Genomic DNA, 15,147 nt, shown 5'->3' with positions numbered 1-15,147 from the left:
CAAAGTTGCGCTATTGCATCCGTACAGCCGGTAAACTCATCCATCGAGTGTAATCCTATGGTAGGTAACGCACTGTCTTGCCATCAGGTGATGGCTATTCAGTCATATTTCCCTGCAGTACGGCTATTCTGGTTGAATCGACACTTGGGAAATCAGGGTCGACATAAATATACATTCTACTAATTAACTCATCTTTAAATTCGAAAACGCTGCAAAACCTGCCTTGTGACACTTTATTATCAGGCCATACCGTACCATCCGCCATAGTGCCGCCTTCCTGACCTTCAACTACTAAGGTTTGCCCTGACACTATGATATTGAAGTTGTCGATATCGTGCCAAATGCTGGTGAGTGAGGAGCCAATTCGTTCACCAAATCTAACCAGTGCGTCTTTGCCTGTTGCTGTACCAAACTTAGGAAAGAAGAAATCAATGCTGTCGTCAAACAGCTCCAGGTAACTGCCATCACCTGAGTCCACTTTGCGAAAATATGAAAGAACCGTGTTGACCTTATGATCGCGAGTGTCTGCTGTCTGCATAGGGCTATCCTTAAAAGTGTTTAGTCGATGTCGCTGTTAGTAGCTTGGCAGCCGAACGTGCTGGCTTGCGGTATGATGGCTGCTTGACTCTAGGTTGTCGCATTATGCAGCCACAATCGTCGGTTGGAAGTTCTGCTGTTAGAACAGTCTATTTTTATTCTTGTTAATAGAGGCGAGTGGCTGTGACTATGCTGGCTGACGGTTTGTTGTACTCTAGAGAAAATTTCGACAAGGGAAGTAACCATGTCTTGGCGTGACTGGTTGGATGAATTTGGGCGTATTGGACAGCGTTTGAAAGACAATGCTGCATTCTTTATGTCCATGATGGCAGGAACTGCAATAGCGGGCTTTTGGGATAACTATCCTGATCGCGGTTATTCTTTAATGCAGGGGTTAGTCATGGCTTGGCTGTTAACTGCCATTATTGGTCTTAGTTTGAGGCGAGAACGGGATGAAAATCGGCCAGATCAGTGAAATGACGGGCTTAAGTACCCATACCATTCGCTACTATGAAAAGCAGGGGCTGATTAAGGCCGCAGCCAAAGACAGCAGTGGCCATCGAGATTATCGGCAGCAGGATATTGAGCTGCTTAATTGGGTCGATTGCTTAAAGAACTCTGGCATGAGTTTAACGCTGATTCGACGTTACTCAGAGGCGGTAAACAATGGCGATCAGCCCACCCAGCAACAGATACTCAGCCTGCACTTGCAACAGCTACGGGTCAAGCAACAAAACATTGCTCATTACATCGAAGTGACGGAAAAAAAACTGCGCCGATTCGACCCTTGACTTAGAGCATACTCTAACTTGTTAGGCTCCTGATCGATGTTATTAAACGATTTGGAGTAACGGTTATGAATGTTGACGTGGCAGTGCTGCAGGCGTTGGTTGATCCGGCAAGTTTGCAAGGGGGCGGCAATCCAGCTGGAGTGGTAGTGGATGCCGATGTTTTATCGATCGAGCAAAAGCAGGCCATTGCGGCTCAGGTGGGGTTATCGGAAACGGCCTTTGTATCGCGCTCTGAGCAAGCCGATTTCACCTTAGAGTTTTTTACCCCAACGCAGCAAATCGCTCATTGTGGCCATGCTACGGTGGCCGCGTTTTCCTGGCTGCAGCAGCAAGGGCGACTGTCCTCGTCTCGCAGCAGTAAAGAAACCATTGATGGCGTGCGCGATATCTGGCTCGATCATGACCGTGTGTATATGCAGCAGCAAGCCCCTGTGTATCAATCCTTACAGTCGTACCAACCGCAACTGGCTGCCATTCTGCAAGGGACAAGCTGGTGTAGTGAGCCGCAGCTGGTTAATACCGGCAATGGGTTTGCTTTGCTTGAGTTGGAAAACTTGCAACAGCTGCAGGCATTGACGGTGGATCAGTCACTGCTGCTACAGCTATCCGAGCAGCTGGATTTAGTCGGCTTGTATGTTTATGTGCTGGACGCCAGTCGCCCAGGCCGCGACGCCAGTAGTCGTATGTTTGCGCCACGTTATGGCATCAGTGAAGAAGCCGCGACAGGGATGGCGGCAGGGCCTTTGGCGTGTTTGTTACAGCAGCGCAGCGATCGGCCGAAGGCCCGTTGGTGGATTGAACAAGGACATGCCATGGCTCAGCCTTCGCCCAGTTTGATTGAGGTTAAGTTGCAACTGGCAAGCAATGAAATCGAGTCTTTGATGGCGGGTGGTGTTGCCAGCTTTGCTCGCACTTTGGTTGTTTCTGTGTAGTTGCCAGGGATTCAACTCCAGGCACGGCCAAGCGGCCAAGCACGCGCAGAAAACGCTACTGTGACTGTGCTTGGTGAGGGCCAAACTTGCTCGGGTTTATATTCCACTTGCGATAAATGTCGTAAATCTCGCCTGAGGTCACCAGCTTATTCATGCCGGCATCAAATTGCTGCGCCCATAACCTGGCTTGCTCAGATTTGTGAAATGCCAAGTACAGTTTTTTGCCGGGAGCCAAAATGTGGATCTGATAGCCAGTATCGAGCTTAATCGATTGCTCGGCGGCGGCTTGGCGAATAAAGGTTTCGTAATCGATCATAAAATCCGCTCGTCCGCTGGCGACCAAACGCACGGCTTGGGTTCGCTGTGATACTTCAACGGGCTCTACGGCAATGTTTTGCAGCAGCGTGCGGTCGAAGTCGTATCCTCGAATCCAACTGATGCGCCGTCCGGCCAGCTGTTCCAAGCTGAGCGGTAAGGTGAGTTGTGCAGTGGGCGCGGCTAATAAGGCCACCGGGTCTTCAATGCTGATATGCCAGTGAGGAATGGTGTAACGGCTGGGCTCGTAATAGACCCCGGCAATGGCATCGACATCGCCATTAATGACCAACATCTCGGCCCTTTTCCACGGCATGGTTAAAAACTGAGGGCGAAACTCACTGTCGGCCAATGCTGAGCGGATAATGTCCCAATACAAGCCACTGCCGTCTTCATTGGTGTAGCCGTTCCACTCCTCCGACACAATTTTTAGACTATCGGCCAGAAGCGGCGAGCAAAGGCAAAAGCTCAGCAAGCAGCAGACAAGCATTCGCACCGTGATTTCTCCACAAGCATCCCTTAGGGCCTGTTAATACTATTTCGATCACGCTGTTATGAGCGGAACTTCCTCAATCAAGGCGCAAAGATGAATGTTTAACGAGTTAAATGAAGGATGAGCAACACGGATTGAGGGATTTTCAGCCATAGCCTGTAGGGCTGGAGTGCGTTTTCCCTGAGTAGCGTTATTCGTTGCTTATTTAACCCGTTAAACCACGCTCCTCATGCCTCAAAAAGCTGACTGTCAGCAGAAAAGAGCCAATTAGTGTTAACAGGCCTTAGCCAGTATTGGTAAGCAATCTTGCTCTGTAAAGTGAGCGGAGCATGTTTTTTGGCTCAGCCAGCTGCGAATACAGCTGACTGGCAGTCGATGATTAGAACTGATAACCAATGGCCAAATAGCTGTGCTGTTTGCCGTCCTCTTTGTCGAAGCCCACAGCATGACCAAGGCGAACCGGGAACTGGAAACCATACATCAGCAGTACTTCGGTCATCACCTCAATGCCGGCGCCGGTGAGATAGTCGGGTGATTGCTGCTCTGACCAGGCTGCACCTGAATCGACAAATACGGTGCCATGAATACCACCCAGACCGATGGGCCAAATGCCGATACCACGCTCGACATTGGTGATGGGGAAACGGTATTCGACGCTGTTGACCTGCAAGCGGTTGCCCCTTTGCACGCTGCTGTCGTAGCCACGCAGAAACCAGCGATCGCGGCCAAACAAGGACTGCAGTGCAGGCGATTCTTGACCACCCAAGCGAAAGGCTGTGGCATCACGATCACCTCGGGCAGCAGCGCTGTGCAGGGCGAGGATGTGGTTACCTGGCAAGTCAACATAATGACTGGCCGAAGCCGTTAAGCGTTTGCCTTGGAAATCATTGTCAAAGACATCATGACTTTCCCACACTAGGCTGAATTCGGTGCCGTAGCTGATGCCAATGGATTGGCTAAAGCTGTCCAGATCATTCACATCCAGACGTAATCCCGCCACAGCGTTCTGACGTCGACTGTGTTCTAGTTGCAGGCCTTCTTGTTCTAGGTCGTATTCCAATGAGCGATTGATGCCGGCGGTCACTTGCCACTGTGCAAAACTTATTCGTCTGGCCAGTTCGACCGTATCGATGCGGCCAATGCTTTCCAATGAAGAGTCTTTATTCTCATTGTTGTCAAAACGATAATCGTGCTCACGATTTAGCAGTAAGTGCCAGCGTGAATCGAATTGGTACAGTAATCCGCCTTGCAGCAAATCATGTTCGCTGTCGTAGGCGAGTTGAACGTCGTAGTTGTGGCGATTGAGTGCATCGGCACCACTAGTGCCAAGACCAAGCAGCGTAACATCGTCACTAAGTAGCGCTTGTGGATACCAATGACGCGGACGCAGGCTACTCCAGGGCGAGTAATCGCTCACTTCGATGTGCTCATCAGCCAGTAAATAGTCGGCTGGGTAGTCGTATTGGCCAGTTAATGGGGCTGTCTCAATGGCTTGCGGCTCTGTACTAATCAGTACGTGGTCATAGCCGCTTGCGCTGTAGTGCTGGGCGATCAGTTGTCCACCGACCTTTACCGGTTTAAATAAACCACTGTCGGTGTTGGCTAAGCGCTGAATTGCACCGTTGTGCAGGCTTAGCTGATAGACGTTGATGGTTTGACCGTCATAGTTAGCGCTAAATACTAGGGTATCGTTATCGATAAAACTCGGCGCCGATTCGCGCGCCAAGGTGTTGGTCAATGGCTGCCAGGAAGAGTTCTGCTGTTGTAACGACAATCGTTCTAGATTCCAGCCTTGTTGCTTGCGTTTAATGCTTGCTACCAGAGTGTGGCCATCGCCAGAGACGCTGAAGTCCCCCAGAACATCGTCGATGCTGCCTTGCCACAGGGTGCGGATAGTTTGGCCGTGGCGGTCAAGTAAATCGAGCTGGCTGATGCCGGCCACGATTTTCTTGGCCAGTATTTGCAAACCATTCTCTGAGTTCAGCCAGCGTACCTGACGATAGCGGCTCTGCTGGGTCAGTCGTTGCAGCTCGCCGTCGTGCAAGCGGTATAGATCAGCCCAGTAACGACCGGAGTAGCCTCTGGGGATCTTGCTAACGATAATGTCGCCATCCTTGGATACATCAAAATCCAGTAGATTGTCGCTTGATACTAGCGTTGTGCTTTGCAGGTTTTCAGGGTCCAGTCGTAGCAACTGGCGTCTGTCTTCGCCATTGTCAGAGAAAAAGTAGTAATAACGGCCGTCACTGGCACTGCTTTCTAAGCTTTGACCATCCTGGCTGAGAGCATGCAGTGGGCTCAAGGGCAACGCATCAATGGCTTGTATTTGGCTATCAAAGCGTTGTTGTAACCAGTACTGAAAATCTGGCCACAACTGCTCATGACTCTTGCCGAAGATACGTCTGGCATCGTGATTGAGCCAGAAAAACGGCACAATGTTTCTGGCGTAGTAGCTTAGGTAATCACGTATGGCTTGTTCGCCATAGGTGTCGGCAATAAATTGCCAATAGTAATAACCATATAAATAGTGCTTGCCAAATGGCCAGTCGCGCTGAGCTGCGGTCAGCTCACCCAGGCTATCGCTGCCGCGGCGTACTTCGCTGCGCATCATCATCTCGTACAGTACGTCCTGGCCACGACCATACCCGGCTTGGGCATTGGTTTCTTCGTATACCGCCAAGCCTTCGAGCAAAAATCCTGGCGTGTAGGCATGGGGGAAGGTCCAGCTGTTTCTTCCTAGCACTGCACGTACTTTGGCAGGAAAGCCATGCACCATATCGACATGCAGAATGTGTGTCAGCTCATGGGTAATCAGCAGATGCAGCCAATCGTCCGCCACTTCAAGTGTGGTGTGGCCATCGGGTGGACTCAGAAATAAGCGAATTTGATTAAAGGGCTCCACATGGGCCCAGCCGTTGGGGCCATCGTGATCATCGGTTAACACCATTTCAATACGTTCCGCCGGTGTCCAGTTCAGGCGCTGGGTCAGGCGCTGCCAAGCATGTTCGGCAATGGTGGCGGCCCGCTGCGCTGCTAACTCATGCGGCTGCAAATAATGGATATTAAAGTGCTCAGTTTGCAGGCTTTGCCAGTGTTCACCGTTTTGCTCCCAGGCAACAGCCATGGACGGATCTGCATGCCCTTGGGCGGGCCATAGCAGCCAGGGCAGGCTGGCAATGATTAAAGTACTGAGTGTTTTTACAATCATAGGGCTCTCCTGTGAGGGCGCGATTGTAAGGTCAGTAACTGAACAGGCACTGAATTGAGCAGTGTTCGTCACTGTTTTAAAGCAACTCGGCTCTTTTTCTAATATGTGAATTGTCAGTATTGACCTGTGCTGCCAATGCCGTATAAAGCCCATGTTTTCCAGCCCTGCGTTAGGGCGAAGTAATGGCGAGTTGGATGTTTAGTTCAGAAATACCCGAGTTTTCCCCTGGCGATCTGGTTGTGTTGGTGCATGGTGCTTTGGCCGATGCGCGTATGTGGCAGCCGCACCTGTCTTTGCTTAAGCAACCCGCTTATGCCTTAACGCAGCGTCATTTTGGACGCCAGGGGGAGAGTCACAGTGGGGAATTTGGCATCAATCGCCATAGTCAGGACTTATTGGAATGGTTGCGGGCCTTGCCAAGTGATGTTCATGCTCACTTAGTAGGGTGGTCTTACGGTGCAGATGTGGTGCTGGCAGCGCTGACCCACAACCCCCATCAGGTGCGATCGGCATGGCTGTATGACCCGGGCTATCCCGGCTATTTGAATAAAGAGGCCATGGCGGACTTTATGCAAGACGCCAGCGACATGTTTGATCCAGTGCTGCCTTGCCTCGAACGTGGTGATTTGCACTCAGCTGTTGCTGCCCTAATCGACGGCTCTGGCCAGTCCGCTGGCTACTTCCAATGCCAGTCTGAGTCGCTGAAACAGCAGCAGCTGGATAACGCTCATACCCTAGTGCAACAAATGCAGCAGGCACCGGCCAGTGACCTGACTGCCGCTCAGGTAGCTGCCATCGAGATCCCGGTGTCTGTGGTGACAGGGCATCACAGCCGTATCTTGTTTCAACAGGTGGCGGCAGCAGCTGCGGAGTTATTGGGGGGTCGACCATTGCAGCGAGTCGAAGGCAATCATATGTGGCCGCTGGAGCAACCTGGTGAGATGGCGATGTGTCTTCAACGCCACCTCAATGAGTTTTCAGTAGCGGTACAACAGTCCCAACGACATGAGTTGGTAGTTGACGAGTGACGGCGCCTCTTTGGCGTCCTGGCCAGCAGGCCCCCACTGTTCACGACTTTCGTACTGTGCCCAGTCAATCGAGAGGGTGAAGGATTGCAGTAATAAATCCAGCCCCAGTCCCAGTGTCAGCGCACCATAGGCCGATAGACGGCTGTCGCTACTTTGAAAGCTGCCCTCGCGGCTGGCGGCCAGCGAATAAAACTCGGCTTCACTTTGCTGATAGGCGCGCAGTGATCCGCGCCAACGCACATGTTGAGTCAGGTCTTGTAGCCAGCGTGCTTCAAGGGTATGGGACGCCACTTGCCAATCGTCTTTGTAATAGCGGTAATCCCAATGCATGGCTGCGTCGAGGGGCGACAGGTACCAGCGATACAGCACACTTATGCTGCTGCCAAGGCGTTCATCTGGACGAACATCCAAACTGCGATAAGGGTCGGACAAATATCCTTGCTGGTAACGCTGTGCTAGGGTCAGTTGAATCACTTCATAGCGATTTATTATTTGGCTGACGCCAAAATACAAATCGCGGCTTTTCTTGCTTTTACCGTCTGCAGCTTCACGCTGGCTAATACCGGTGGCATCGCTGGGATTTAAACGATCGTTGGACAGACTGTAACCAACACTTAATACCGTATGGGCTTGATTCAGTTCAAGCTCACCACTGACATTCAGTGCTCGGGCTCGGTAATCATTTTCCTGGCTGTGATATATGCCAGCCTTAATCGTGCCCTCGGAAAAATAGCGGCCAAGGCCTAATCGAACATCGCGGCGACTTTCATCAATGCTCGCGCCGCTCATTATTACTTCACTTTGTCCGGCATCATTGGCGTAGGTTTGCAGCGCCGAGGCGCCCGTCATCGATTCCAGGCTGGCATCAGCCTGAAGTTGCCAGCTGTCGGCTAGGGTTTGCCGCCAGTGCAACTGTTGAATGCTGATGTCGTAGCGTTTGCTACTGCCACTGGCTACTCGGTTGGCAGGGGCATCGGCTTCTTGATATTGACTAAAACGATAACCCAGTTGATTGTCGCCGGGCACCGCTGCCATCGTCGGGCAGGCAGACGCCAGGGCCAGTAGACTGGACAGCGATGCTCGCTGATGGGCCATATAACGCTCCGTTACTCTGAAGTAGATTGAGATCCTGATGACGCCTTGAGTTGCTGCAGCAATTCTTGTTCCGCAACTGGTTTACTGAACAGGAAACCTTGCAAAATTTCGCATTTGGCCGCCGTTAAAAACTGACTTTGCTCCTCGGTTTCAACTCCTTCAGCGATTACCCGCATGCCTAGGTTATGAGCCATGGCAATGATGGTACGGGTTATCTGCGCGTCGTTTTTATTGTCGGGTAAATTCTGAATAAAACTGCGGTCGATTTTTAAACTATCTACTGGGAACTGTTTTAAATAATTGAGCGATGAGTAGCCTGTGCCGAAGTCATCGATCGCCGTGTTGACACCTAAGTCTTTTAAACCTCGCAATACCGTTAGAGTGTGTTCGAGGTCGTCAATCAATACACTTTCGGTCAGCTCTAGCTCTAGCTGCTGTGGTTGTATGCCGCTGTTGGAGAGGATCTCCTTGACCATGTCAACAAAGTCGGTTTGTCTAAATTGGCGGGCGGATACGTTAACGGCCATATGTTGCAATTGAGCTTGGTTTTGCGATTGCCAGCGTGCAAAGGCATTACAGGCTTGGCTCATGACCCAGCGGCCGATGGGAATGATCATGCCAGTATCTTCCATAATTGGAATAAACAGCCCAGGAGATACCGTGCCTTTGACTGGGTGGTGCCAGCGTAACAAGGCTTCCACACCGATGACCTGGCTATTGTTACTGCTTAATTGTGGTTGAAAATATAGCTCTAGTTCATCCCTCTCCATGGCCTGGCGTAAGTCATTTTCCAGTTCCAATAACTCCACCGCCTTATGGTTCATTTGCTCGTCATAAAACTGCACGTTGTCGCGGCCCAAGTCCTTAGCGTGGTACATGGCCAAGTCTGCATTTTTTAACAGCTCGATCACGCTATTGCCGTCGTGTGGATAAATTGAAATACCTATACTAGCGCTGATAAATACTTCCCTTTGATCTAAGCGATAAGGTTGGTTGAGTGCGTGTAGAATCCTTTCTCCTACTTTGATGGCTGTGTCGGCAGCACGATTGCTATCGCTTTGCTGGCCAAGTGCTACCGTAAACTCGTCGCCACCCATACGAGCGATTAAATCGTGTTTTTTAACGCAATTCTTGAGTCGTTCGGCCACTTGTTTTAAAACTCGGTCGCCGGCGGGGTGACCCATGGAGTCATTGATGGGTTTAAAGCGATCGAGGTCGATAAACAACAACGCAGCAGACTGTTGCTGCTGGTGGCAGAGAGCGAGCAGCTGTTCAAGAAATTCATGCATTTGGCTTCTATTAGGCAGACCTGTTAAAGGGTCGTAGTAAGCCAGTCGATGAATGCGCTCTTCCGCAACCTTGCGCTCGGTAACATCAGACATAATAATAATCAGACTTTGTACCTGATGGTCTTGATCGCGAATCGCACTAACTCCGGCCCAACCAATACGTTGTTCATCATTGCTTCGCTGGTAAGTGATTTCTCCTTGCCAGTAGCCATCAATGATCAGTGCATCACCAATTTGCTCATAAAATGTTTCGCTGTGATGATCGGAAGACATCAAGAAATCAGGTTTTTTACCTATCACTTGTTTAGGTTGGTAGCCAGTGATATCAGTGAAGGCCTGATTGATGTTGGCGATTTTCATTTTTTGGTCGGTAATTAAAATCGCCTCGTTGCTATTTTTAAAGACTTCTGCGGCCAGCTGCAGTTCCTGTTCTATTTTTCGGGCCTCGGTGACATCGCGACACAACCCCATAAATCCTTGAACGTCGCCGTGATCATTCCATAGCAAGCTAATGTTGAGTTCTAGTAGCAGCTCATTACCTTGTTTGCTGGTGGCGGTTAAGTCTCGACTAATACGAATATTGCGTTGACGACAGGCAGCAGGGTCGGTCAGGGCAATGTTGAGGTGGTTTTTTAACGTTTGTAGTAAGTCGCGTAATTCGCGTTTGGTGAATACGGCGCCAACACCTTCGCGCATCAGTTCATCTGGCTGATAGCCTAATGTTTTTTCAACGGAAGAACTGATAAAACTCATGTTTAAGTCGGCATCGGTTGCCCAGATAATGTCGCTCATATTTTCAGCTAGCAGGCGATAGCGTCGCTCGCTGTCAACAATGTGCTCTTGCTTTTCTACCTCTTCAGTGACATCGCGCGCTGTGCCGATATAGCGAGTGACACAACCGTCTTGATTAATTAAAAACGGTGTGTCGGTAAATTGCAGCACCCGGATGCGGCCATCGAAATGACGAAAACGTGCACTGCGAGAGCGGGTTTCTCCCATCGGCAATTGACGCAATGTAGCTAAGTCATCCAACAAATGACTAAGGTCTGCTTGATAAGCATAAGCTTGCCAATGAGTTACTTCATGATTGGCTGGGTAGCCTAACAGCTCTCCCATGGTACGATTTTTAAATACAATGTGCTGCTCTAAAGTATCGCTTAAATCTATCACATAGACTAGATCTGGTAGGGCTGCCATCACTTTCGCCCAGAACGCCTCACGTTCTTTTATTTCTTCGTGCGCGCGCCGACGTTCGGTGACATCAATAAAGGTCAGCAGTGCTTGGCCGTCAGCACCAGAGCGGAAGCTGAGGTTAGCCCATAAATCGAGCCGCTGACCGGCGAAGTCGAACATTTGCATTTCAAATTCAGTGGTCGCCAAGTTAAGGGCTTGTGCTCGCGTTAATGAGTGCTCTAACTCTTTAACGTTTTGATGCAATAGTTGTTCATAATATTGCAGTAACTGCGACTTATCCTGTGCCGAAAACAACTGCACCGCAGCCTCATTGACACCGACTAGGCGGACACTGCTGAGTTCGCCATTAAAGCGGCTGATGTCGAGTAGGCAATGTGCAACTCCAGCTTCTTCGAATAGGGTTTTGTAACGGCTGCGGCTGTCTTCCAGCGCTTTTCTCGCTTCCACCTGAGAGGATATATCTCTAAGCAACCACACCGCGCCACTAATGTTGTTACCGTCGTATAACAAACTGATGTTTTGATCGTAGATGCGCCACTCACTGCCGCTGCGCACTTTCAATGTTGGTTGCTGTGCTTCGATGGTTTCCAGCTGCTCTAGGCTATGGCCTTGATTCCATAGTGCCTCTGGATCTGGCCACAACTGCGTTAACGTTGCTCCCATGCTGTCGTGTTGGCCAAGGCTAATTAACAGACGTTCTGCTTTGGGGTTGAGATAATCGATTTGACCTTGTTGATTGGTGGATATCAGTGCTTCATCAATCGCCATTAACGCGCGTTCTGCGCGTATTTCAGATTCTCGGTGTTTTAGTTCTTGCTGTTGTACGTGTTGTTGCTGATGGCGTAAATAGCGCCATAAAAAATAAGAAAGCAGCGCAAATAACAGCAATAGCACCAGTGCTCCTTGCATGCGTTGCCACAGTTGTTGACGCAGCTGACTGGGCACCGGTAAAGCTGCAATATCCCAAGGTGTATAAGGTAACGATACCTGGCTAATCAGTTGTTGTTGCTCTCGATTCGTGAGCACAGGTTGCTGGTTGCTGCTGGCATAATAGTGCTCGCGAATAGCAATGCTGTTATGACGACGATCTATTAACAGCAGCTCGTATCCGTCAAAGCCGCCGTCGTAGATGATTTCTGATAGCTTGCTGTAGGTGCGGCGAACAACAAAATGATATTGCTGCTGCTGATAAGTGAAGGGGGTGTAAATGTAATAGCCACCACTTTGGCCGTAACGCAGCAGGAATATGCCTGCTTTTTGATTGAGATGCAGCAGCTCAGAGGTGATGTCAGCTAACTCTTGCTGATGTAACGGATTGCCAAGCCTGGCCATAAGGTTGAGTTGGCGATCCAGCAGTAAAAATCCGGTGTAATTGAACATGGCTTGCTGTAACCGTTGTTCCAATGCCAACGCGTTGTCAGGGTTCGGCTGGTTGGTATAGGCCAGCATCAACTCCATATAGCTGCCAATAAACAGGTCATTGGTGTGCAAGCTGGCTTTAGCGAGTAGCCCGGCTTGCTGTGAATAGTTAGTTAATGTGCGCTCAACGTCATGCTCAAAGTGCAGCTGATCGGCCTGCCATTGTTGATAGCCGTTAATCATCAGCACCGCCGCTAAGAAGAAAAAACTCAGCAGAAAAACGGGGGCGCTGGAAAAGGGTTTGCCGCGGCTGTGCCGACCGGCACTGGTGGCTTTTGGATGGCGCATCATGATCAGCTGTTGTCACTATTCTGTCAGTATAGTCAGCCTCAACAGGGACAGCGAATGACCCAGCCCATCCCTATAGATGACACAGGGATGCACTGAGTTTGCTTCTTACTGCGCTTTTCAGTAGCTTTGCCGCCATCGACACAGAGGTAACTGAGTATGGCTCAATACGTATTCACAATGAACCGCCTGGGCAAAGTAGTCCCACCCAAGCGACAAATCCTGCGCGACATTTCGTTGTCCTTCTTTCCTGGCGCCAAAATTGGTGTGTTGGGCTTGAACGGTGCAGGTAAATCGACCCTTTTGCGCATCATGGCTGGAGTAGACACCGAGTTTGTTGGTGAAGCGCGTCCGCAGCCAGATTTGAACATTGGCTATTTGCCACAAGAACCAGAGCTAGATCCGAACAAAGACGTCAAAGGTAACGTGGAAGACGGCCTGGCGGAGCTGATGAACGCTAAAGCCGAATTGGATCAGGTGTACGCAGCTTACGCCGAGCCAGATGCCGATTTTGATGCCCTGGCAAAAAAACAGGGTCAGTTGGAAGTACTTATCGAAACGGCGGGTGGCCACGACGTTGAACGGCAAATGGAAATCGCCGCCGACGCGCTGCGTCTACCGCCGTGGGATGCCGACGTGACCAAATTGTCGGGTGGTGAGCGTCGTCGTGTGGCCTTGTGCCGGCTGTTGATGTCCAAGCCAGATATGCTGTTGCTGGATGAGCCTACCAACCATTTGGATGCTGAATCTGTTGGCTGGCTGGAGAAATTCCTAGAAGAGTACCCAGGCACTGTAGTGGCTATCACTCACGACCGTTATTTCCTTGATAACTGTGCCGAGTGGATTCTGGAGTTGGACCGTGGCCATGGTATTCCGTACCAAGGTAACTACACCAATTGGCTGGAACAGAAAGAAAAGCGCTTAGAGCAAGAAAAGAAAGAACAGGAAGCACATACCAAGGCCATTAAGCATGAGCTGGAGTGGGTGCGTCAGGGGGCTAAAGGTCGCCAAAGTAAGAGCAAGGCGCGTTTGGCCCGCTTTGAAGAAATGAATTCACGCGAGTTCCAAAGCCGTAACGAAACCAACGAGATCTATATTCCACCTGGTCCACGCTTAGGCGATAAAGTCATCGAATTCCATAACGTCAGTAAGTCGTTCGGCGATCGGGTACTGATTGATGACCTCAGCTTTAATGTGCCAGCGGGCGCTATTGTCGGCATTATCGGTGGTAACGGCGCAGGTAAATCGACCTTATTCCGTATGATTGCTGGTACTGAGCAACCGGATTCCGGTGAAGTGGTGCTGGGCGAAACCGTCAAAATGGCCTTTGTCGAGCAGCTGCGCGAAGAGTTGGACGACAGCAAAACTGTTTGGGAAGCGATTTCCGATGGCCTCGATATGCTGAATATCAATGGCAAAGAATACCCGAGCCGCGCTTATATCGGCCGCTTCAACTTCAAAGGTGGCGATCAGCAGAAGCGCGTCGGTGAGTTGTCTGGTGGTGAGCGTGGCCGTTTGCAGTTGGCTTACACCTTAAAGCAAGGTGCTAACGTATTGTTGCTGGACGAACCGTCCAACGACCTGGATGTTGAAACCTTACGGGCGTTGGAAGAAGCTGTTGATGCCTTCCCGGGTACTGTCATGGTGGTGTCCCACGATCGCTGGTTCCTGGATCGTATTGCGACGCATATTCTGGCGTACGAAGGTGAATCGAAAGTGACCTTCTTTGAAGGTAACTACACCGAATACGAAGCCGATCGTAAAAAACGTTTGGGTGCTGATGCAGCGCCAAAACGTATGAAATACAAACGACTGGCCTAAGTCGTGTTGCCAACCCACTGTTCTGGTGGGTTGGTTGTTTATTTTCTGCTTTTAATGATGTTGGCTTAGTCGTTACTTGCCAGTTGTTATCCGCTCCTCTCTCAGTCGTAGTTAACCCCAATGAAACGGCACGAATTCAGTGCTGAGCACCGCAGTGTTTGCAGTTTCAGCTATGCTGTGTCAAAGCTTGCACGGCGGAGTAACTATGGAAAAGCGGCATTTTCAGCGGGTAAACTTTCTGCAGCCAGTTCAAGTACGGCACGGAGAAAGTGTTACCGAAACTCATTGCCTGGATATCAGCTTAAAGGGCATTTTGTTGGCGTGTCCGGACGGTTGTGATTGGCACAAGGGCGATGAGCTGTGCATTACTTTGGTATTGTCAGAGCTGGAGAGTATCGACATGCATTGTACCTTAGTGCACAGCCATGATGGCGTTATCGGCTGCGAATGCACCACGCTGGATCTCGACAGCATGACGGCTCTGCGGCGCCTGCTGGAGCTGAATCTGCAAGATCCAGAAGAGGTACACCGTGAGCTGGCTGAGCTGGTCAAAGCCGATTGAACGGATCGTGCACCGATCACCAACGGTTTTAAACCTGTAGATGCTGTTTCTTCAAAAAAAAGATATAACCAATACCGGCAAGTGACATATCGATGTTCCTTGATATATCTGGCACCTGATTAAGCAGGAGAAGGCCGGCGTTTTAACAGTGACCGCACAAGCGGCGTTAAGGAGA

At 50.3% G+C, this 15,147-nt stretch carries 11 protein-coding genes; 6 read left to right on the top strand and 5 right to left on the bottom strand.

The window, feature by feature from the left end; genetic code table 11:
• Nucleotides 1–94: 94 nt before the first annotated feature.
• Nucleotides 95–538: a nuclear transport factor 2 family protein gene (locus AC55FS_RS16600; protein ID WP_496933381.1), complete on the bottom strand. Its 444-nt coding sequence runs from the start codon at nt 536–538 to the stop codon at nt 95–97.
• 243 nt (nt 539–781) lie between these two features.
• Between AC55FS_RS16600 and AC55FS_RS16595 the strand changes: the two genes are divergently transcribed.
• The 3 genes from AC55FS_RS16595 to AC55FS_RS16585 all read left to right on the top strand — a co-directional run bounded on the left by AC55FS_RS16595 (nt 782) and on the right by AC55FS_RS16585 (nt 2,260).
• Nucleotides 782–1,012 (top strand): hypothetical protein, encoded by a 231-nt coding sequence (locus tag AC55FS_RS16595; protein WP_496933379.1) that lies wholly within the window; start codon nt 782–784, stop codon nt 1,010–1,012.
• The gene (locus AC55FS_RS16590; RefSeq protein WP_496933378.1) at nt 990–1,328 is read left to right on the top strand and encodes a MerR family transcriptional regulator; all 339 of its coding nucleotides are present in this window, start codon (nt 990–992) and stop codon (nt 1,326–1,328) included. Before AC55FS_RS16595 ends, AC55FS_RS16590 begins: the two co-directional genes overlap by 23 nt.
• 65 nt (nt 1,329–1,393) lie before the next feature.
• A complete protein-coding gene (locus tag AC55FS_RS16585) occupies nt 1,394–2,260 on the top strand; it encodes a PhzF family phenazine biosynthesis protein (RefSeq protein WP_496933377.1) in 867 nt (288 codons plus the stop codon).
• A gap of 55 nt (nt 2,261–2,315) precedes the next feature.
• Here AC55FS_RS16585 and AC55FS_RS16580 read toward each other — a convergent pair whose 3' ends face one another.
• Together AC55FS_RS16580 and AC55FS_RS16575 are read right to left on the bottom strand one after the other, a co-directional pair.
• The gene (locus AC55FS_RS16580) at nt 2,316–3,065 is read right to left on the bottom strand and encodes a substrate-binding periplasmic protein (RefSeq protein WP_496935982.1); all 750 of its coding nucleotides are present in this window, start codon (nt 3,063–3,065) and stop codon (nt 2,316–2,318) included.
• A 382-nt stretch (nt 3,066–3,447) separates the two neighbouring features.
• Nucleotides 3,448–6,276, bottom strand: coding sequence for a hypothetical protein (locus AC55FS_RS16575; protein WP_496933376.1), 2,829 nt, complete (start codon nt 6,274–6,276; stop codon nt 3,448–3,450).
• A gap of 194 nt (nt 6,277–6,470) precedes the next feature.
• Here AC55FS_RS16575 and AC55FS_RS16570 point away from each other — a divergent pair, with 194 nt between their 5' ends.
• Complete coding sequence (locus tag AC55FS_RS16570; protein WP_496933375.1) at nt 6,471–7,304, top strand: alpha/beta fold hydrolase; 834 nt, start codon at nt 6,471–6,473, stop codon at nt 7,302–7,304.
• Here the strand turns inward: AC55FS_RS16570 and AC55FS_RS16565 are convergent.
• Together AC55FS_RS16565 and AC55FS_RS16560 are read right to left on the bottom strand one after the other, a co-directional pair.
• Nucleotides 7,254–8,399, bottom strand: coding sequence for a DUF3570 domain-containing protein (locus tag AC55FS_RS16565; RefSeq protein WP_496933374.1), 1,146 nt, complete (start codon nt 8,397–8,399; stop codon nt 7,254–7,256). The genes AC55FS_RS16570 and AC55FS_RS16565 overlap by 51 nt on opposite strands.
• 11 nt (nt 8,400–8,410) lie before the next feature.
• Entirely contained in the window at nt 8,411–12,592 is a 4,182-nt protein-coding gene (locus AC55FS_RS16560) for a sensor domain-containing protein (RefSeq protein ID WP_496933373.1), read from the bottom strand.
• A 156-nt stretch (nt 12,593–12,748) separates the two neighbouring features.
• Between AC55FS_RS16560 and ettA the strand changes: the two genes are divergently transcribed.
• Entirely contained in the window at nt 12,749–14,410 is a 1,662-nt protein-coding gene (gene ettA, locus AC55FS_RS16555) for an energy-dependent translational throttle protein EttA (protein WP_496933372.1), read from the top strand.
• A 205-nt stretch (nt 14,411–14,615) separates the two neighbouring features.
• Nucleotides 14,616–14,972 (top strand): PilZ domain-containing protein, encoded by a 357-nt coding sequence (locus AC55FS_RS16550; RefSeq protein ID WP_496933371.1) that lies wholly within the window; start codon nt 14,616–14,618, stop codon nt 14,970–14,972.
• Nucleotides 14,973–15,147 lie beyond the last annotated feature (175 nt).

It is taken from the genome of Bacterioplanes sp. CLAM21, assembly GCF_059641015.1.
The sequence above is the reverse complement of the archived record's forward strand: the minus strand, read 5'-3'. Positions and strand labels throughout refer to the sequence as shown.

What these genes read in the sequence shown, in the direction of transcription:
- AC55FS_RS16570 (WP_496933375.1), top strand. Translation starts at nt 6,471, where the DNA reads ATGTTTAGTTCAGAAATACCCGAGTTTTCCCCTGGCGATCTGGTTGTG.
- AC55FS_RS16600 (WP_496933381.1), bottom strand. Translation starts at nt 538, where the DNA reads ATGCAGACAGCAGACACTCGCGATCATAAGGTCAACACGGTTCTTTCA.
- AC55FS_RS16580 (WP_496935982.1), bottom strand. Translation starts at nt 3,065, where the DNA reads ATGCTTGTCTGCTGCTTGCTGAGCTTTTGCCTTTGCTCGCCGCTTCTG.
- AC55FS_RS16590 (WP_496933378.1), top strand. Translation starts at nt 990, where the DNA reads ATGAAAATCGGCCAGATCAGTGAAATGACGGGCTTAAGTACCCATACC.
- AC55FS_RS16595 (WP_496933379.1), top strand. Translation starts at nt 782, where the DNA reads ATGTCTTGGCGTGACTGGTTGGATGAATTTGGGCGTATTGGACAGCGT.
- AC55FS_RS16560 (WP_496933373.1), bottom strand. Translation starts at nt 12,592, where the DNA reads ATGATGCGCCATCCAAAAGCCACCAGTGCCGGTCGGCACAGCCGCGGC.
- AC55FS_RS16565 (WP_496933374.1), bottom strand. Translation starts at nt 8,399, where the DNA reads ATGGCCCATCAGCGAGCATCGCTGTCCAGTCTACTGGCCCTGGCGTCT.
- ettA (WP_496933372.1), top strand. Translation starts at nt 12,749, where the DNA reads ATGGCTCAATACGTATTCACAATGAACCGCCTGGGCAAAGTAGTCCCA.
- AC55FS_RS16550 (WP_496933371.1), top strand. Translation starts at nt 14,616, where the DNA reads ATGGAAAAGCGGCATTTTCAGCGGGTAAACTTTCTGCAGCCAGTTCAA.
- AC55FS_RS16575 (WP_496933376.1), bottom strand. Translation starts at nt 6,276, where the DNA reads ATGATTGTAAAAACACTCAGTACTTTAATCATTGCCAGCCTGCCCTGG.
- AC55FS_RS16585 (WP_496933377.1), top strand. Translation starts at nt 1,394, where the DNA reads ATGAATGTTGACGTGGCAGTGCTGCAGGCGTTGGTTGATCCGGCAAGT.